The organism is Nonomuraea roseoviolacea subsp. carminata (assembly GCF_024172185.1).
Classification (GTDB): Bacteria; Actinomycetota; Actinomycetes; order Streptosporangiales; family Streptosporangiaceae; genus Nonomuraea; species Nonomuraea roseoviolacea.
The window spans coordinates 9,540,972-9,557,722 of sequence record NZ_JAMZEC010000001.1 but is presented as its reverse complement, the minus strand read 5'-3'; the positions used below and the strand labels follow the sequence as shown (position 1 = coordinate 9,557,722).

Genomic DNA, 16,751 nt, shown 5'->3' with positions numbered 1-16,751 from the left:
AAAAGTTATGACTTGGCGGGGGTTAATCTGATCAAGTGGGAAACTCCTAGCAGGTTGGGAGGGGAGGGCCCGTGCGGTCGCTGGAGGACTACGCCAAGGGCGTGCGCGACGGCTCCCGCACGTGGATCGCCCGCGCGATCACGCTGGTCGAGTCCACCCGGCCCGACCACGCCGCCCTCGCCCAGCGCCTGCTCGTCGCGCTGACCCCGCTGTCCGGCCGGGCCCGCCGCGTGGGCGTCTCGGGCGTGCCGGGTGTGGGGAAGTCCACATTCGTGGACGCCCTCGGCACCATGCTCACCGGCCGGGGTCACCGGGTGGCCGTCCTCGCCGTGGACCCGTCCTCGACCCGTACCGGCGGCAGCATCCTCGGCGACAAGACCCGCATGTCGCGCCTGGCGGCCGACCCGGCCGCGTTCATCCGGCCCTCGCCCACGTCCGGCACGCTGGGCGGCGTCGCCAAGGCCACCAGGGAGGCCATGGTCGTCGTCGAGGCGGCCGGCTACGACGTCGTGCTCGTCGAGACCGTGGGCGTGGGCCAGTCGGAGACGGCGGTCGCCGACATGGTGGACACGTTCCTGCTGCTGACGCTGGCCCGCACCGGGGACCAGCTCCAGGGCATCAAGAAGGGCGTGCTGGAGCTCGCGGACGTCATCGCGGTCAACAAGGCGGACGGCGAGTACGCGCTCGCCGCGCGCAAGGCGGCCCGCGAGCTGGCCGGGGCGCTGCGCATGCTGCGCTCCGACAGCGTGCCGCCGCCCGTGCTGACGTGCAGCGGCCTCACGGGCGACGGCCTGCCGGAGCTGTGGGACCAGGTGCTGCGGCACCAGGACGGCCTGGATCTGGCCGGCAAGCGCCGCCGCCAGCAGGTCGGCTGGACGTGGACGCTGGTACGCGACCGGCTGCTGGCGGAACTGCGTCACGATCCCCGGGTCGCGGCCATCGCCGAGGAGGTGGAGAAGGAGGTCCTCGCGGGCACCCTCACCCCGTCGCTGGCCGCCGACCGCCTCCTGGCCGCCTTCACCCGTCCCTGAACGCGCTCATTCCGTCCGCCCGTCATCGGGCGGGAACCCTCACCCACGCGCTCGCTCACGCCTGAACACATCCATGATCCCCGCCTTCTGTCCGCGTGTGCTAAATTTTGGCCATGCGGTCAGAAATTCAGCCAGGGGGCCAGAAGGCGCGGTCGTTCATCGAGGAGGCGCGGCGCGACCAGATCGTGCGCGCCGCCGTCGAGGTGATCGCCGAGGTGGGCTTCGCCCGGGCGTCGCTCGCCCGGATCGCCCAGCGCGCCGGCATCAGCAAGGGCGTCATCTCCTACCACTTCGCCGGCAAGGAGGAGCTGATGGAGCAGGTCGTCGACCGCGTCTACGCACAGATCGGGGAGTTCGTCGTCGCCCGTATGGAGGGCGCCGAGTCGGCCGCCGAGCTGCTCAGGACGCACATCGTCTCCGTCGCCGAGCACATGCGGGCCAACCGCGTCCAGCTCACCGCGCTCGGCGAGATCTTCAACAACCTGCGCACGACCGACGGCGAACCCCGCTACGGCGTCCACACGAGCGAGGGGCTCTACCAGGCCCTCGAGTCGATCTACCGCCGCGGTCAGGACCGCGGGGAGTTCCGCGCCTTCGACGTCCGCGTCATGGCCGTCACGCACCAGGCCGCCATCGACGCGATGTTCGCCTACTGGCAGACCCATCCCGAGCACGACCTGGAGGCCCACGCCAGGCAGCTCGCCGACCTCCTCGAAAGGGCGTGCACGTGAAGACCGAACACCCCCGGACCGGCACCCGGCTCCTCGCCGTGGACAACCTGCGCGTCGCCCTCACCGCGCTCGTCGTCTTACACCACGTCGCCGTGACCTACGGCGACATCCCGATGTGGTACTACGTCGAGTCCGCCCACGATTCCTCCGGCGTGGCCCTCGACGTCCTCGTCGTGGTGAACCAGGCGTTCTTCATGGGGTTCTTCTTCCTCATCTCCGGCTTCTTCACCCCCGCCTCCTTCGACCGCAAGGGCGGGCGGGCGTTCGTGCGCGACCGGCTGCTGCGGCTGGGCGTGCCGCTGCTCGTCTTCCTGCTGCTGCTGCGGCCGCTGGTGACGCTCCCGCAGTACCTGGCCCAGCAGCGGAAGGTGCCGTACGCGCAGTTCTACCTGAGCACCTGGGACCCGGGGCCGATGTGGTTCGCCGAGGTGCTGATCGTCTTCGCGGTGGCGTACGCGGTGTGGCGCGGCCTGCGCCGCGGGGGTGAGGAGGAGGCGCCGGCCGCGCCGCCGCGGTTCCGGTCGCTCCTGCTGTTCGCCGCCGGCCTGGCCGTGGCCACGTTCGTGTGGCGGTTGGCGGTGCCGACGGGCACGTACGTCCCGGTCCTCGGGCTGCCCTCGCCCGACTACCTGCCGCAGTACGTCTCCATGTTCGCGGCGGGCACCGTGGCCTTCCGGCGCCGATGGTTCGAGACCCTGCCGCGGGCGACCGGCCGCGCCGGGCTGATCACCGCGACCGTCGCCGCGGCCACGCTGCTGCCGCTGGGGGCGATGACCGACGGCGTGCTGTCGTCGGCGGCCATGGCGGCGTGGCAGTCCTTCTTCGCGGTCGGCCTCGTCGCCGGGCTCGTGGTGATCTTCCGGGAGCGGTTCGACCGGCAGGGGCCGCTCGGCCGGTTCCTGTCGGCGCACGCCTACACGGTGTACATCGTCCACCCGATCGTGCTCGTCGCCGTGTCGCTGGCCTTCCGGTGGCTGGAGGCGGCGGCGGTCGTCAAGTTCGCCGTCGTGGCCGTGCTCTCGCTGCCGCTGTGCTGGGGGCTCGCCTACCTCGTCCGGTCGCTCCCCGGCGCCCGCCGGATCCTCTAGGGCCGGTGCGGCGGCGCGCCGGATCCTCCAGGGGCCCGGCGCGGCGGAGCCTCCAGGTCCCCGGCGCGGGGGTGCGCCGGGGAGCGGCCGGGCTCACGCCCCGTCGTAGAAGGCGTCGAGGACGTCGCCGTGGCGCTCCTCGACGACCTTGCGCCTGATCTTCAGGCTCGGCGTCAGCTCACCGGACTCGACGGAGAAGTCCTCGCTCAGGATGGCGAACTTCTTGACCGTCGCGTAGCTCGCCTCGCCCGCGTTGACCTGGTCGACGGCCTTGGCGACCTCCTGGCGCATGCGCGGGTGCTCCCGCAGCGCCTCGGCGTCGGCGGGCAGGCCCTCGGCCTCGGCCCACGGCCTGACCACGTCCATGTCCAGCGTCACCAGCGCCGTGCAGTAGTTGCGCCGGTCGCCGTGGACGAACACGTGCGACACGTACGGGCAGGCCGCCTTGATCCGGCCCTCCAGGTACGTGGGCGCCACGTACTTGCCGCCCGAGGTCTTGATCAGCTCCTTCTTGCGGTCGGTGATGGACAGCCGGCCCTCGGAGTCGATCTCGCCGATGTCGCCGGTGTGCAGCCATCCGTCCTCCAGCGCGGCGGCCGTCTCCTCGGGCAGGCCGTGGTAGCCGCGCATGACACCCCGGCCGCCGACGAGCACCTCGCCGTCGTCGGCGATGCGCACCAGCGTGCCCGGCAGCGGCGGGCCGACCGTGCCGAACTTCACCGTCTCCGGCCGGTTGAGGAAGCTGCCCGCCGAGGTCTCGGTCAGGCCGTACCCCTCCAGGATCGTGAGGCCGGCGGCGTCGAAGAACTCGGCGATGTCGCGCGAGAGCGGGGCGGAGCCCGAGATGAAGAAGCGGATCCGGCCGCCGAACCGCTCGCGCAGCTTGGCGAAGACGAGCCGGTCGGCCAGCGCGTACTCGGCGCGCGTGGTGAGCGGGATCGCGACGCCGCGCTGGCGCGCCCGCACCACCCGCAGGCCGGTCCGGCGGGCCCACTCGAAGATGCGCAGCTTGGCCCCGCCCTCGCGCCGGACGGTGGCGGCGACCGTGTTGTGGATCTTCTCGAAGATGCGCGGCGCGGCGGCCATGAACGTCGGCCTGAGCGCGCCCAGGTTCTCGGCGATCCGGTCGAGCCGGCCGTCCACCGCCGTCGGCACGCCGATGTCGATCATCACGACCTGGAGCAGCTTGCCGAACGAGTGCGACAGCGGCAGCCACAGGAAGTGCAGGTCGTCGCCCGAGATCAGGTCCAGCTCGCGGACCGCGGCGCCGGCGTAGAGCCAGTTGTCGTGGGTCAGCTCCACGCCCTTGGGCCGGCCGGTGGTGCCGGAGGTGTAGATGAGCGTGGCCAGGTCGTCCTGGGCGATGGCGTCGACCATGGCGTAGTACCGGGCGCTGCCGTCGTCGTCGCCTGTGCTGTCGCTGTCGCCGCCGAGCGAGCCGAGCGTCACCACCCAGCCGTCGTCGCCGGCCGTGCCGTCGATGACGACCACGCGCGTGACGTCGGGCAGCTCCTTCTGCACCGACCGCAGCTTGGCGACCTGGTCGTCGTCCTCGGCGATGACGATCGTGCTGCCCGAGTCGGTGATGATGAACGCCGACTCGGCGGCCGTGTTGGAGGGGTAGATCGTGGTGGTGGCCGCGCCGGTGGCCAGCACGGCGAGGTCGGCGAGGATCCATTCGAGGCGGGTGGAGCCGAGGATGGCCACCCGGGTGCCGGGGCCCGCGCCGATCTCCGCCAGGCCGAGGGCCAGCCGGCGGACGCGCTCGCCCACCTCGCGCCAGGACAGTGAGGTCCAGCCGTCGTCCGAGGGCGTCCGGTAGGCCTCGGCGTCAGGGGTGGCGGCGATCCGGTCGCGCAGCAGGGAGGGAATGCTCGACATGCCTGTCCTCCTGGGTGTGATGCAGCCGACTCTAGGCCGCGGGCCCGGCGGGAGTCGATATTCGTGATCGTCTCGTGTCGGCCCGCCGCCGTGGCCGTCGCGATTGACGGTAAGGATCAACCGGGCGATAGTGTGACAGGTGGCAGCCCCCCGGATGATCTCCTGCGTCCTCGCCCTGGCGACCCTGACGCTCGGCGCCTGCTCGGCCGCCACCGACCGGCCCTCGGGCGGGCAACCCGTGGTCAGCGGCGTGGCCGGCGGCTCCGGCGCCGCCCCCTCCGCCGGGCCGCCCTCCGGCACCGCGGCCGCGCCTCCCGGGACCGCCGCCCCCAGCGCCTCCGCGCTCGACCCGGCCGCGTACAAGGCCGAGCTGGAGTCCCGGCGCAAGGCCATGGCCGGCGCCATCGGCTCGATGGCCGGGGCGCGCACGGTCAAGACGCTCGGCCAGCGGGCGCAGAAGGCCGCCGAGGCGGTCGAGAGCGGCGCCGCCGCGCTGGCCGCCGTGACGCCGCCCGACCAGGTGCGTTCCCAGCACGACGCGTACGTGGCCAGCCTGCGCGACTTCGCCACCGCGCTCGGCGGCACCGCCGGCAAGGTCGGCTCCCGCGACCTGTGCACCTCCTCGGCCGCGCTCACCGACGTCGGCGGCGCGCTGAAGTCCCTCGACCAGGCCGGCCAGGCCCTCCAGCGGGCCGGCGACTACCCGGCCGACGTGGTCAGCGTGAAGGCCGGCGGCAAGAAGAACCGGCGCCTGAAGAACGGCTCGTTCATCCGCAGGGGCTCCCTCACCGGCCGCAGCTCGCTGCAGATCGACAACGGCGGCACCCGCGACGCGGTCGTCACGCTGGTCAAGGGCGGCTCCAAGGTGGTCAGCGTGTACGTGCGCAAGAAGGCCAAGTTCAAGATCAGCGGCGTGCGGGACGGCACGTACAAGATCTACTTCACGCACGGCGTCGACTGGGACGGCAGGGCCCGCGCCTTCACCCGGCAGTGCAGCTTCGAGCGCTTCCAGAAGTCGGTGAAGTTCAAGACCACCTTCACCGCCACCCAGATCCGCTGGCACGACTGGCGGATCACGCTGCACGCGATCGCCGGCGGCAACGCCCGCACCGCCGACGTGGACCCCGACGACTTCCCGGGCTGAGACCCCGGCTCGACACCCGCCGAGACCCCCGACACGGCAAGGGCCGCGCACGAGCGGTGCGCGGCCCTTGCCGTGTCGCGGTCGTGCCGTGTTCGCCGGCACGACCAGCGGTCCATCAATCCGTCAGGGGAGGATCAGGCCGTCAGGAGGAGAACAGCATGCCCACCCAGCTGCGCTGGCGGTGGTGGCCGTAGTGGTGGCCGCCGTGCGGGGCGCCCCAGGCGGGACCCGGCGCGGGCGGGGGCGGGGGAGCGGCGTGGTAGCTGGCCTCCATCCGGGTCAGCGTCTCCAGCTCGCCGTAGTCGAGGAAGATTCCCCGGCAGTTGTCGCACTGCTCGATGTGAACGCCGTTGCGCTCATAAGTCCGCATGGTGCCGCGGCACTTGGGGCACTGCATCTCTCGTCGGTCTCCTTGGCCTCGGATATGTGAGGGAAAACCTACCGCGCGCAACCCCGTCACGCTCTGACGATTCTGTTGCACGCCTCCACTAACGACTGTTCGACCTCGTCGAGTTCCCGGCCCTCGCGACCTGCGTTGACGACGGCCACAGCGGCCAGCTGGATGGTCACCGCGCGGGCCGGGAGGTCGAGCCGCCGCCACGGGTCGGCGCCGTCACCGAGCGCCGGCCCGCCGAAGGCGAGGTACGCGCCCACGAACCGCTCCCACACGGCCGGGTCGAGCAGCCCCGCGGCGTACCAGGCGGCCGGCCGGGCCAGGTCCCACGCCGGATCGCCGACGCCGAGGTCGTCCACGTCGATGAGCAGCCAGCGGTCGCGGCGCACGAGCTGGCCCAGGTGCCAGTCGCCGTGGGCGAGCAGGCCGGGCACCGGCTCCGGCTCCGGCAGCTCCTCGAACGCCCGCCGCAGCAGCCGCTCGACCGGGCCGTCGCCCGGCATGCGGCGCACCGCGCGGGCCGCCCGCTCCGGGCCGCCCGCCTCGGGGAGCGGCGGCACCAGCGGCAGGGGCACCGCGTGCAGCCGCGCCAGCAGCCGGGCCCCCTCCTCCCAGGGCGCGGAGTCGAGCTCGTCGTGCGCGACGGGCGCGCCCGCCGGCCAGAGCGTGACCGCGCGACCGGCCACCGTGAGCACGTCGGGACGCAGCGGGGGCAGCAGGACGCCGCTCAGCGCGGCCGAGGCCGCGGCGCGCACCCGCAGGCGCAGCGCCTCGGCGTCGTCGCGCCGGGAGTGCGCCTTGACCACGACCTCGCCCCTGCGTAACACCACGACGTCGGTGCGGGTCGGGTGGAGCACCGGCTCTCCCGTGCCGCCGTGCGCGGCGGCGATGACCCCGAGTTCGGCCTCCAGATCCACTCGTACAGAGTATTCGGCAGTACGTGCGGTTTACGCCGCCGGACGCGATCACCGGATCGGGCCGGCCGCGTGACCGCTAGCCGCCGCCATCGCGACGAGGCCGGTCCGGCTGAATGAGCAAGGCGGGATCGAGGGGGCGAGTGGACACCAGGCCGAACAGCGGGTCGGCCTCCGCGCCGTACCCGTCCTCCCAGTCCACTTCGCCGTAGCCGGCGCCCACGACGATCTGGTCCTCGTACTCGTCGTACTCGCCGTCGTCGTCGACCTCCACGTGGATCACGAACGGGGCCTTGTCGGGCAGGTCCGCGATGGCCGCCCTGAGCTGCCCGATCGTCCACGCGCGTCGGCCCAGGGAGTCGGTGACGCCCTTCCACGGCACGACGGTCGCCTGCGGCACGTCCTGGCTCGTCATGACTCTCCTCGTTGGTCGAGCAGCCTGAAACGTGGCATACGCCCCGATCTTGCCACTGCCCTCTCATGGAGGGAATGCGGGTAGGTCAGACTGAAGGCATGAGAATCGGTTTCGCCGTGCCGCAGTCGGGCGCCTGGGCCACGCCCGCCAACATGCGCCGCGTGGCCGCCCGGGCCGAGGAGCTCGGCTACGCGGAGCTGTGGACATTCCAGCGGGTGCTGTACCCGGTGGGCCATCCGATGGGGCCGGTGTACCGCAGCGTCCACGACCCGGTGGTCACGCTGTCGTACCTGGCGGGGGTCACCGGGACGATCAGGCTCGGCGTGGCCGTCGTCAACGCCTACGTGCAGCCGGTCGTGCTGGCCAAGCAGCTCGCCTCGCTGCAGATCGTGTCCGGCGGGCGGCTGACGGCGGGGCTGGGGCTGGGCTGGCTGCGCGAGGAGTTCGAGGCCGCGGGGGTCGGTTTCGAGCGGCGCGGCCGGCGGGTCGAGGAGTTCACGCGGCTGCTGCGCGCGGCGCTGACCGAGGACGTGATCGACCACTCGGGCGAGTTCTACCGGGTCCCGCCGTCCCATCTCGACCCGCGCCCTGAGCACGCGCCCCCGATCCTGCTGGGCGGCGCGGCCGAGCCGGCGCTGCGCCGGGCGGGCCGGCTCGCCGACGGCTGGATCAGCTCCAGCAGGGAGGACCTGGCGGGCATCGCGCCGCGCGTGGCCGCGGTCAAGGACGCCGCCCGGGAGGCCGGCCGTGACCCCGGGGCGCTGCGCATCGTGTGCCGCGGCGTCACCCGGGTGCGCCCGGCGGGGGCGGAGGAGGGGGACCGGCCGCCGTTGTCCGGCACGTACGAGGAGATCCGGCGCGACGTGGACGACCTCGGGGCGCGCGGCGTGACGGAGGTCTTCCACGACCTCAACTTCGACCCCGAGATCGTCACCGCGGAGCCGGAGGAGGCCATGCGCCGCGCCGAGGAGGCCCTGGAGGCCCTCGCCCCCAACGCCTGAGCCCTGGACGTCCGAGCCCGAAGACGTCCGGTCTCAGGACGCCCGAGCCCCGGGCGTCCCAGCGGCGGTCAGGGGCGGGACAGGCGGAGCGCCTCGGCGGCCACGGCGCGGCGCAGGTCGCGGATGCCCTCCCGGCCGCGCAGCGGGTGCACGGCGTTGGTCAGCAGCACCACCGTCAGCCCGCGCGCCGGGTCCACGACCAGCGACGTCCCCGTGAACCCGGAATGCCCGTACGCACCCTCCAGCGGCCCCACGATGCCCGGGTCGCCGATCCGCACCCCGAGCCCGTGGCGGAACGCCGCCCCCTCGGCCCCCTGGTCGCGGACCATCTCGGCCACGCTCTCCGGCCGCAGCACCGCGCCGCCGCCGCGCCGCAGCGCCTCGCCGAAGGCCAGCAGGTCGTCGGCCGGGGCGAACAGCCCCGCGTGGCCCGCCACGCCGCCCAGGCCGTGGCAGGTCTCGTCGTGCACCTCGCCGCGCACGCACCCCGCCCCGGGCCGTTCCGGCTTCCACTCGGTGGCCGCCACGCGTGCCAGTCGCCCGGGACCGGGCCGGTAGCCGGTCCCGTCCAGCCCCAGCACGCCGGTGACGCGGGCGCGGACCAGCTCGTCGAGCGGCGCGCCGCCCGCGAGCTCGGCCACGCGGCCCATCGTGATCATGCCGACGTCGGAGTAGAGGTACGGCCCGCCGACGGGGCCGGTGACGGGCGTGTCGATGATCGCGTCCAGCCGTTCGGCGTGGCCGGCGTGCGGCAGCTCCAGGTCCACGCGGCGGGTGGGCGGGAGCCCGGCCGTGTGGGTGAGCAGGCGGCGCGGCGTGATCCGCGGGTCGCGCCCGGGCAGCCAGGCCGCCACCGGCTCGTCCAGATCGAGGCGGCCCTCCTCGGCCAGGGACAGCACGACGGCCGTGGTGAACAGCTTGCTCACCGAGGCCAGGTCGAAGATCGAGTCGCGGCGCGCCGGCGGACGCTCGCCGGCCAGGGTGCCCTCGCCGTCGGTGTACCTGACCAGCTCGCCGGCCACCGCCGCCGCCGCGACCTCGCCGTCCACGGCGACGAGCGCGACAGCCGCCGAGCACACGCGCGGCACCGCGCCGGCCAGGACCTCCTTGAGTCCCTCCGCCACCTTCCCCCCTCTCCCTCGTCCCCGGCGTCCCCGGCGTCAGCCGCTCAGCGCGTCGCTGAGCCGCTCGCCGTGCGACTCCAGCAGCGCCCGGGCGCCCTCCGCGTCGAGCCCGTGCTGGATCATCACCACGGCCGTCTTGGCCTGGCCGCCGGCCTCGTCCACGGCCCGGGCCGCGGTCTCCCGGTCGGCGCCGGTGATGTCGACGACCATGCGCACCGCCCGGTCGGCGAGCTTGCTGTTCATGGCCGACATCTCGATCATCCGGTTCCCGTACGTGCGGCCGAGCCGCACCATCACGATCGTGGAGATCATGTTGAGGACGAGCTTCTGGGCGGTGCCCGCCTTGAGGCGGGTCGAGCCGGCCACCACCTCGGGCCCCACGACGACCTCGATCGCGTGCTCGGCGGCGGCCGACAGGGGCGCGCCGTCGTTGCACGACAGGGCCGCGGTCAGCGCGCCGCGCCGCCGCGCCTCGGCCAGGGCGCCCAGCACGAACGGGGCACGGCCGCTGGCGGACACGCCCACCACCGAGTCGAGCGGTCCCACCTCCAGGCGCGCCATGTCCGCGGCGCCGGCCTCGGCGTCGTCCTCCGCGCCCTCCACGGACCGGGTCAGCGCGTCCGGGCCGCCGGCGATGACGCCCTGGACCAGCTCGGGGTCCGTGCCGAACGTGGGCGGGCACTCCGAGGCGTCGAGCACGGCGAGCCGTCCCGAGGTGCCCGCGCCGACGTACAGCAGCCGGCCGCCCGAGCCCATCCGCGCCGAGATCGCGTCGATCGCGGCCGAGATGGCGGGGACCGCCACCGCGACCGCGGCGGGCACCGCGGCGTCGGCCTGGTTCATCAGGCTCGCGATCTGCTCGGTCGGCAGCCGGTCGATCTGGGCGTAACGGGGGTCGCTCTGCTCGGTGGCCAGCTCCCCGGCGGGCACGGCGGGCCCGCCGGAAGATCCGGCGGAGGACCCGGTGGACGCATCGGTGGAGGGCTCGGGTAGCGGATCAATCATGACGCTAATTTCCACCTTCTCCTTCTCTCTTGTAAATATCTTTCAGACTATGGATTCATGACGTACGTGCGAACCGGAGCCGAACGGCTGGCCGCGGATCCCTCTCTGGCGGGTGGACGGCGGCTCGGCCTCATCACCAACCCCACCGGGGTCCTTCCCGATCTGACACCCACGGCCGAGGCGCTGCTGGCCGGCGGCGCGCCGCTGGTGGCGCTGTTCGGGCCGGAGCACGGTGTGCGCGGCACCGCGCAGGCCGACTCCAGCGAGCCCGACACCACCGACCCGAGGACGGGCCTGCCCGCCTACGACACCCACAAGCGGTCCGGCGCGGCGCTGGACGAGGTGGTCGCCCGCTCGGGGGTGGACACGCTGGTCTTCGACATCGCCGACGTGGGCGCCCGCTTCTACACCTTCGTGTGGACGATGTACGACCTCATGGCCTCGGCGCAGCGGCTGGGCCTGCGGTTCGTGGTGCTCGACCGGCCGAACCCGCTCGGCGGCGCCGTGACCGAGGGGCCGGGGCTGGACCCGGCGTTCGCGAGCTTCGTCGGCCGCTTCCCGATCCCGGTGCGGCACGGCAGGACCGTGGGGGAGCTGGCGCTGCTGTTCGGCTTCGACCTCGACCTGGAGGTCGTGCGGATGGAGGGCTGGCGGCGCGACATGGACGCCGCCGCGACCGGGCTGCCGTGGGTGATGCCGTCGGTCAACATGCCGACCCCCGACACCGCGCTCGCCTACCCGGGCACCGCGCTGTTCGAGGGCACCACGTTCTCGGAGGGGCGCGGCACGACCCGGCCGTTCGAGCTGGTCGGCGCGCCGTTCGTGGACGAGCGCTTCGCCGCCGAGCTGAACGCCCTCGGCCTGCCGGGGGTGCGCTTCCGCGACACCTGGTTCACCCCCACCTTCCACAAGCACGCGGGGGCGGCCGTGCGCGGCGTCCAGCTCCACGTCCACGACCGGGCCGCGTTCCGGCCGGTGCTGACCGGCGTGTCCATGCTGCACGTGGCCCGCACGCTCCACCCGGACGGCTTCGGCTGGTGGGGGCCCGAGGGCTTCGAGGACCACCTGTGGGGGTCGGACACGCTCACGGCGTGCCTGGACAAGGGCGAGGACCCGCGGGCGCTGTGCCCCGAGCCCGCGCCCCCAGGAGGACCGTTGCTCTACGCGTGACATCACGCCAGGTCGCGCCGGTAGAGCCAGAAGACGCGTTCGGCGCGCGCGCCCACGGCGCGCGCGTAGAACCGCAGCGGCCCCACCCAGCCGATCTCGGCGGTGTCCTGCCCGGCGGCGCGCTGCTCGGCCAGGCAGCGGCGCAGCAGCACCCGGCCCACGCCGAGCCCGCGCGCCTCCGGCGCCGTGCCCATCGGCCCGAACCACGCGGGCCGCGCGCCCCACGCCGCGAACGCCAGCACCCGGCCGTCGCGCTCGGCGTAGTGCAGGCCGGCGGCGTTGGCCGCCTCCCAGGCCCAGCGCTCGTTCCAGTGCTCCGCCACGAACGCGGCCACCCGGTCGCGGTCGTCGCCGGCCCGGCGCACGGCCACGCCCTGGCCGGCCAGCAGGGCCTCGTCGGCCTCGGTGGACAGGTCGGCGCCGGGGCCGAGGGGGGCGGTCATGTTCCAGGCGACGTGGTAGCGCTCGTAGCCGAGGCTCTCGGCCAGGCAGGCGGCGGCGGTGTAGCGGACGTCCACGCCCGGCCAGGCGTAGCACGGCGGGTTGCCGGCCAGGCGCACCTGCGTCGCGCCGCGACCGCGCAGCCACTCCTCGGCCGCGCGGACCAGCTCCCGGCCGAGGCCGCGGCCCTGCCGTTCCGGATGGACGGCCAGCAGGTCCAGGTGGCCCACGGTGGGCTCGCGCGACGACAGGGACGCCAGGACCACGCCGCCGTCGGTCACCAGCGCGCCCCAGACGCGGTCCGGCGGTGGGGCGGCCAGCCGCCGCACCAGCGCGCCCGCCTCGGGGGCGTCCAGCGTCAGCGCCGCCTCCGCGGCCCGGACGGCCCGCTCCAGGTCCTCCCCGCCCAGAGCGGAACCCTCGCGCACGCGGATCACACGCCGCTCAGCGGGCGGGCGATCACGCTGCGGCGCTCCGGGTGGAAGCAGGCGTGCTCCTGCGGGACGCCGTCGGTCACCTGGAGCAGCGGCAGCTCGCTCTCGCACCGCTCGCTCCGGAACGGGCAGCGGCGGGCGAACAGGCAGCCGGCGTCGGCCCGCGACTCGTCCAGCGACTCCAGCGGCACGACCGGCTGCTCGCCCGGCTCCTCCAGCCCGTGCAGCACGGGGATGGCCGACAGCAGCGACTGCGTGTACGGGTGGACCGGGTCGGCGATGACGGTGTCCACCGGCCCGCGCTCCACGACCTGGCCCCGGTAGATGACGAACAGCTCGCCGTCGTCGCCGATGTAGCGGGCGGTGGCCACGTCGTGGGTGATGAACAGCACGGCCACGCCGAGCCGCTCGCGCAGGTCCTTCAGCAGCGCGAGGATGCCGAGCCGCAGCGACACGTCGATCATCGAGACGGCCTCGTCGGCGACGAGCATCTCGGGGTCCACGGTCAGCGCGCGGGCGATGACGACGCGCTGCCGCATGCCGCCGGAGAGCTGGTGCGGGTAGCGCGACAGCACGCTGCCCGGGTCGAGGCCGACCAGCGACAGCACCTCGGCGGCCCGCTCCTCCATCCACTGCTTCGAGCGGCCGGTCTGGCGGGCCCGCAGCGCCAGCGGCGCCTGGAGGGTCTGGTGGATGGTGCGGGTGGGGTTCAGGGCCGAGTAGGGGTCCTGGTGGATCATCTGGATCTTGCGGAAGTGCGGCTGGCGCTGCTTGGGCTTGAGCGGCGTCATCGGCGTGCCGCCGATGGCGATCTCGCCGCCGTCGTACGACTCCAGCCCCGCGATGATCCGCCCCAGCGTGGTCTTGCCGCAGCCCGACTCGCCGATGAACGAGGCGGCCCCGCCCTTGGCGATCGAGAAGTCGACGCCGCGCAGCGCCTGCACCTCGCGCCCGGCGAGCACGCCGCCCCGCTGCCTGAAGGTCCTGGTGATGCCGGTAGCCGTGATCACGCGCGCTCCTTCACGCCCACCGCGTGGCAGGCCACGATCCTCGGCCCGTCGGCCAGGGCCGCCGGATCGTCGGTCTCACAGATGTCCATGCGCAGGGCGCAGCGTTCCCGGAACACGCAGCCCTGCTTCGGCACGGTCGCCAGCGTCGGCGGCCGGCCGGGCAGCGCCCGCGCCTCGTCGATGTCGCCGACCAGGCGGGGGATGGCCTGGATGAGGCCCCGGGTGTAGGGGTGGCGGGGCGCGTGCAGCACCTCGCGCGTGGGTCCCTGCTCCACCAGCCGCCCGCCGTACATGACGGCCAGCCGATCGGCCACCTCGGCCACCACGCCGATGTCGTGGGTGATGACCAGCGTGGTCAGGCCGCGCTCGGCGTGGACCTCGCGCACGATCTTCAGGATGTTGGCCTGGGTGATCATGTCGAGGGCGGTGGTCGGCTCGTCGAGGACGACGAGATGGGCGTTGAGCACCAGCGCCAGCATGATGCCGACCCGCTGCCGCATGCCGCCGGACAGCTCGTGCTGGTGCGAGTCGAGCACCCGCGCGCCGTCCAGCCCCATCCGGCCGAGCAGCTCCTTCGCCTCGCGCACCAGGCCGCGCAGGTCGTCCACGCCGTGGGAGCGGCCCAGGTCGAGGAGCTGCTTGCCGACCGTCTTGAGCGGGTTCAGGGAGTTCTGGGCCGCCTGGAAGACGTACCCGATGTGCGCGCCGCGCGCCTTGCGCAGCCGCTCGCCCGCGAGCCCGACGACGTCGCCGAGCCCGTCGATCTCCACGCTGCCGGCCGCGATCCGCCCCGGTGGCTGCACCGCGTTGAGCAGCGACAGCGCCAGCGTGGACTTGCCGGACCCGGACTCGCCGACGATGCCGGTGATCGAGCCGGGCTCCAGGGTGAGGCTGACGTCGCGAACGGCCGGCAGCTCGCCCGCGGTGGTCTTGTAGACGACGGTCAGGCCGTCGATGCGCACCCCGGGCGCGGGCGTGACCGGCGCCGGGACAGGCGCGGGTGCCGTCTGCGGGGGTGCCGTCTCTGGCTGGGCCACCGGTGGTTACTCCTCACGCAGCCGGGGGTTGAAGATCTCGTCCATGGCGTCGACGACGAGCACGATGCCGAGCGTCAGCAGCAGGATCGCGAGCAGCGGCGCCAGCAGGTAGCCGAGCGCGTACGGGGTGATCATCGCGCCGGCCTGGAAGACGGCCAGGTTGAGCATGACGCCCCAGTTGTTCGACTCGTACGGCAGCACGCCGAGGAAGAACAGGCCGACCTGCGCGTAGACGGCGCCGGTGACCGCGATGAGCATGTTCATCGCGATGTACGGCGCCATGCTCGGCAGCAGCTCCTTGCCGATGATGTGGCCGGTGGACAGGCCCAGCCCGCGCGCCGCCTCGATGAAGCCGCGCTCGCGCAGCGACAGCGTCTGGGCCCGCACCGCGCGGGCCACGCCGCCCCAGCCGAGCAGGCCGAGCACGAGGCCCATCTGCAGCGGGTTGCCGAACTTCCAGACCGTCGCGAGGACGAGCAGCAGGGGCAGGCCGGGGATCGTCAGCTTCATGTCGGTGACCCGCATGAGCACGGTGTCCCAGCGGCCCCGCTTGAAGCCGGAGAACAGCCCGAGCCCGGTGCCGAAGACCACGGTGATGAGCGCGGTCACGGCGGCGCTGAGCAGCACGTAACGGGAGCCGGTGATGACCAGCGCGAGCACGTCGCGGCCCTGCGGGTCGGTGCCGAACCAGTGCTCCCAGCTCGGCGGGCGCGTGATGGCGTTGGCGTCGCCCGGCAGGTTGTCGGGGTAGAACATCGGCCCGAGGACGGCCATGAACGCGAAGCCGACCAGGATGACCGCGCCGGCCAGCCGGCTGGGCTTGCGTCTCATGACCCGCCACACGCCGCGCCAGAAGTTGCGCCGCATGGCCGAGGCCGTGGAGATGCCGCCGCCGGAGGTCTCGGGGATGACCGTGGCGCTCATGCCGCCTCCTCGCCGCTGCGCACCCGCGGGTCGATCGTGCTGTAGAAGAGGTCGGCCACGATGTTGGCCACGATCACCGCGCCCGTGATGAGCAGGAACGCCCCGCTCATCAGCGCGTAGTCGCGGTCGTTGACGCCGTCGATGAGCATCAGGCCGAGGCCCGGGTAGTTGAAGATCTTCTCGATGAACACCGCGCCGCCGAGCAGCAGACCCAGCGACAGCGCCAGGATCGTGAACAGCGGCAGGATCGCGTTGCGCGCGATGTAGCGGAAGACGATCGAGCGCTTCATCCCGCGCAGCTCGGCGGCCAGGATGAAGTCGTCGCCCAGGACGGTCACCACACTCGACTTCATCGCCAGGATCCAGCCGCCGTACGCCGACAGGGCGTAGGTGACGACCGGCAGCACGGCGTGCTCGGCGAGCGATCCGATGTAGCCGGCGTTGAACCCGGGTTCGAAGAGGATGTCCACCGGCCCGTCGGCGGGCAGGATCGGGATGAGCGTCGCGAAGATCACCACGAGCAGCATCGCCAGCACGTACTGCGGGATGCCGTGCAGCAGCGAGCCGGAGATCGCCAGGGCGTCGCCCAGCTTGCTCGTGCGCCTGATCGCCGCGAACACCCCGAGCATGACGCCGACGAGGAAGCTCAGCAGCGTGCCCGCCAGCACGGGCAGCACCGTCCACTTCGCCGCCTCGCCCAGCACGTCGAGGACCGGGGTGCCGGGCCTGCTGACGGAGACGCCGAGGTCGAGGTGGAGCAGGCCGCCCATGTAGTCGGTGTACTGCTGCCACAGGGTGCCGGTCGGCTGGAAGCCGTAGAGCACCTTGACGGCCTGCGCGGCCGCCTCCGGGGACATGCCGCCCTCGATGAGCTTCTCGTAGCGGGCGGCCATGGGGTCGCCCGGGATGTTGTTGACGATGAAGAAGCTGATCGTGGCGACCACGAGGATCATGACGAGCCCGCGGGCCAGGTGGCCCGCGAGTCGCCGTGCGATGACCGTCATATG

General features: G+C 73.3%; 17 protein-coding genes. 6 read left to right on the top strand and 11 right to left on the bottom strand.

Features of this window, described 5'->3' with window-relative positions; all coding sequences use genetic code 11:
- Positions 1-71 precede the first annotated feature (71 nt).
- The 3 genes from meaB (at position 72) to HD595_RS44555 (ending at position 2,850) form a co-directional block, all read left to right on the top strand.
- Positions 72-1,031 carry a methylmalonyl Co-A mutase-associated GTPase MeaB gene (gene meaB, locus HD595_RS44565; protein WP_253780611.1) on the top strand — a complete coding sequence of 320 codons (960 nt, stop codon included), beginning with the start codon at positions 72-74 and terminating at the stop codon, positions 1,029-1,031.
- Between the two features lie 113 nt (positions 1,032-1,144).
- Positions 1,145-1,762 carry a TetR/AcrR family transcriptional regulator gene (locus tag HD595_RS44560; RefSeq protein ID WP_253780609.1) on the top strand — a complete coding sequence of 206 codons (618 nt, stop codon included), beginning with the start codon at positions 1,145-1,147 and terminating at the stop codon, positions 1,760-1,762.
- Positions 1,759-2,850, top strand: coding sequence for an acyltransferase family protein (locus HD595_RS44555; protein ID WP_253780606.1), 1,092 nt, complete (start codon positions 1,759-1,761; stop codon positions 2,848-2,850). Before HD595_RS44560 ends, HD595_RS44555 begins: the two co-directional genes overlap by 4 nt.
- A gap of 93 nt (positions 2,851-2,943) precedes the next feature.
- On the opposite strand, the gene HD595_RS44550 is transcribed toward HD595_RS44555, so the two are convergent.
- Positions 2,944-4,731, bottom strand: coding sequence for an AMP-dependent synthetase/ligase (locus tag HD595_RS44550; protein WP_253780604.1), 1,788 nt, complete (start codon positions 4,729-4,731; stop codon positions 2,944-2,946).
- 139 nt (positions 4,732-4,870) lie between these two features.
- Between HD595_RS44550 and HD595_RS44545 the strand changes: the two genes are divergently transcribed.
- The gene (locus HD595_RS44545; protein WP_253780602.1) at positions 4,871-5,875 is read left to right on the top strand and encodes a hypothetical protein; all 1,005 of its coding nucleotides are present in this window, start codon (positions 4,871-4,873) and stop codon (positions 5,873-5,875) included.
- A gap of 142 nt (positions 5,876-6,017) precedes the next feature.
- Here the strand turns inward: HD595_RS44545 and HD595_RS44540 are convergent, their stop codons facing one another.
- From HD595_RS44540 to HD595_RS44530, 3 genes are all read right to left on the bottom strand, one after another.
- A complete protein-coding gene (locus HD595_RS44540; RefSeq protein ID WP_175591454.1) occupies positions 6,018-6,272 on the bottom strand; it encodes a TFIIB-type zinc ribbon-containing protein in 255 nt (84 codons plus the stop codon).
- A 59-nt stretch (positions 6,273-6,331) separates the two neighbouring features.
- Positions 6,332-7,186, bottom strand: a complete 855-nt coding sequence (locus HD595_RS44535; protein ID WP_253780600.1) for a phosphotransferase — start codon at positions 7,184-7,186, stop codon at positions 6,332-6,334.
- Positions 7,187-7,262: 76 nt separating this feature from the next.
- Complete coding sequence (locus HD595_RS44530) at positions 7,263-7,598, bottom strand: DUF6225 family protein (protein ID WP_253780597.1); 336 nt, start codon at positions 7,596-7,598, stop codon at positions 7,263-7,265.
- A 98-nt stretch (positions 7,599-7,696) separates the two neighbouring features.
- Here HD595_RS44530 and HD595_RS44525 point away from each other — a divergent pair, with 98 nt between their 5' ends.
- Positions 7,697-8,599: a TIGR03619 family F420-dependent LLM class oxidoreductase gene (locus HD595_RS44525; protein WP_253780594.1), complete on the top strand. Its 903-nt coding sequence runs from the start codon at positions 7,697-7,699 to the stop codon at positions 8,597-8,599.
- Positions 8,600-8,667: 68 nt separating this feature from the next.
- Here HD595_RS44525 and HD595_RS44520 read toward each other — a convergent pair whose 3' ends face one another.
- Together HD595_RS44520 and murQ are read right to left on the bottom strand one after the other, a co-directional pair.
- On the bottom strand, positions 8,668-9,723 hold the full coding sequence (locus tag HD595_RS44520) for a serine hydrolase domain-containing protein (RefSeq protein ID WP_253780591.1): 1,056 nt from the start codon (positions 9,721-9,723) through the stop codon (positions 8,668-8,670).
- A 36-nt stretch (positions 9,724-9,759) separates the two neighbouring features.
- Positions 9,760-10,728, bottom strand: a complete 969-nt coding sequence (murQ, locus tag HD595_RS44515; protein ID WP_253780588.1) for an N-acetylmuramic acid 6-phosphate etherase — start codon at positions 10,726-10,728, stop codon at positions 9,760-9,762.
- Between the two features lie 57 nt (positions 10,729-10,785).
- Between murQ and HD595_RS44510 the strand changes: the two genes are divergently transcribed.
- On the top strand, positions 10,786-11,898 hold the full coding sequence (locus HD595_RS44510) for an exo-beta-N-acetylmuramidase NamZ family protein (protein WP_253780585.1): 1,113 nt from the start codon (positions 10,786-10,788) through the stop codon (positions 11,896-11,898).
- A gap of 2 nt (positions 11,899-11,900) precedes the next feature.
- Here HD595_RS44510 and HD595_RS44505 read toward each other — a convergent pair whose 3' ends face one another.
- From HD595_RS44505 to HD595_RS44485, 5 genes are read right to left on the bottom strand one after another with little or no spacing between them, the layout of a single operon-like run.
- Positions 11,901-12,767 carry a GNAT family N-acetyltransferase gene (locus HD595_RS44505; RefSeq protein WP_253780582.1) on the bottom strand — a complete coding sequence of 289 codons (867 nt, stop codon included), beginning with the start codon at positions 12,765-12,767 and terminating at the stop codon, positions 11,901-11,903.
- A 5-nt stretch (positions 12,768-12,772) separates the two neighbouring features.
- Positions 12,773-13,783 carry an ABC transporter ATP-binding protein gene (locus HD595_RS44500; protein ID WP_253780579.1) on the bottom strand — a complete coding sequence of 337 codons (1,011 nt, stop codon included), beginning with the start codon at positions 13,781-13,783 and terminating at the stop codon, positions 12,773-12,775.
- Complete coding sequence (locus tag HD595_RS44495; RefSeq protein ID WP_253780576.1) at positions 13,780-14,820, bottom strand: ABC transporter ATP-binding protein; 1,041 nt, start codon at positions 14,818-14,820, stop codon at positions 13,780-13,782. The genes HD595_RS44500 and HD595_RS44495 overlap by 4 nt, the downstream gene beginning before the upstream one ends.
- A gap of 6 nt (positions 14,821-14,826) precedes the next feature.
- On the bottom strand, positions 14,827-15,744 hold the full coding sequence (locus HD595_RS44490) for an ABC transporter permease (RefSeq protein ID WP_253780573.1): 918 nt from the start codon (positions 15,742-15,744) through the stop codon (positions 14,827-14,829).
- Entirely contained in the window at positions 15,741-16,748 is a 1,008-nt protein-coding gene (locus HD595_RS44485) for an ABC transporter permease (RefSeq protein WP_253780570.1), read from the bottom strand. The genes HD595_RS44490 and HD595_RS44485 overlap by 4 nt, the downstream gene beginning before the upstream one ends.
- Between the last annotated feature and the right edge of the window lie 3 nt (positions 16,749-16,751).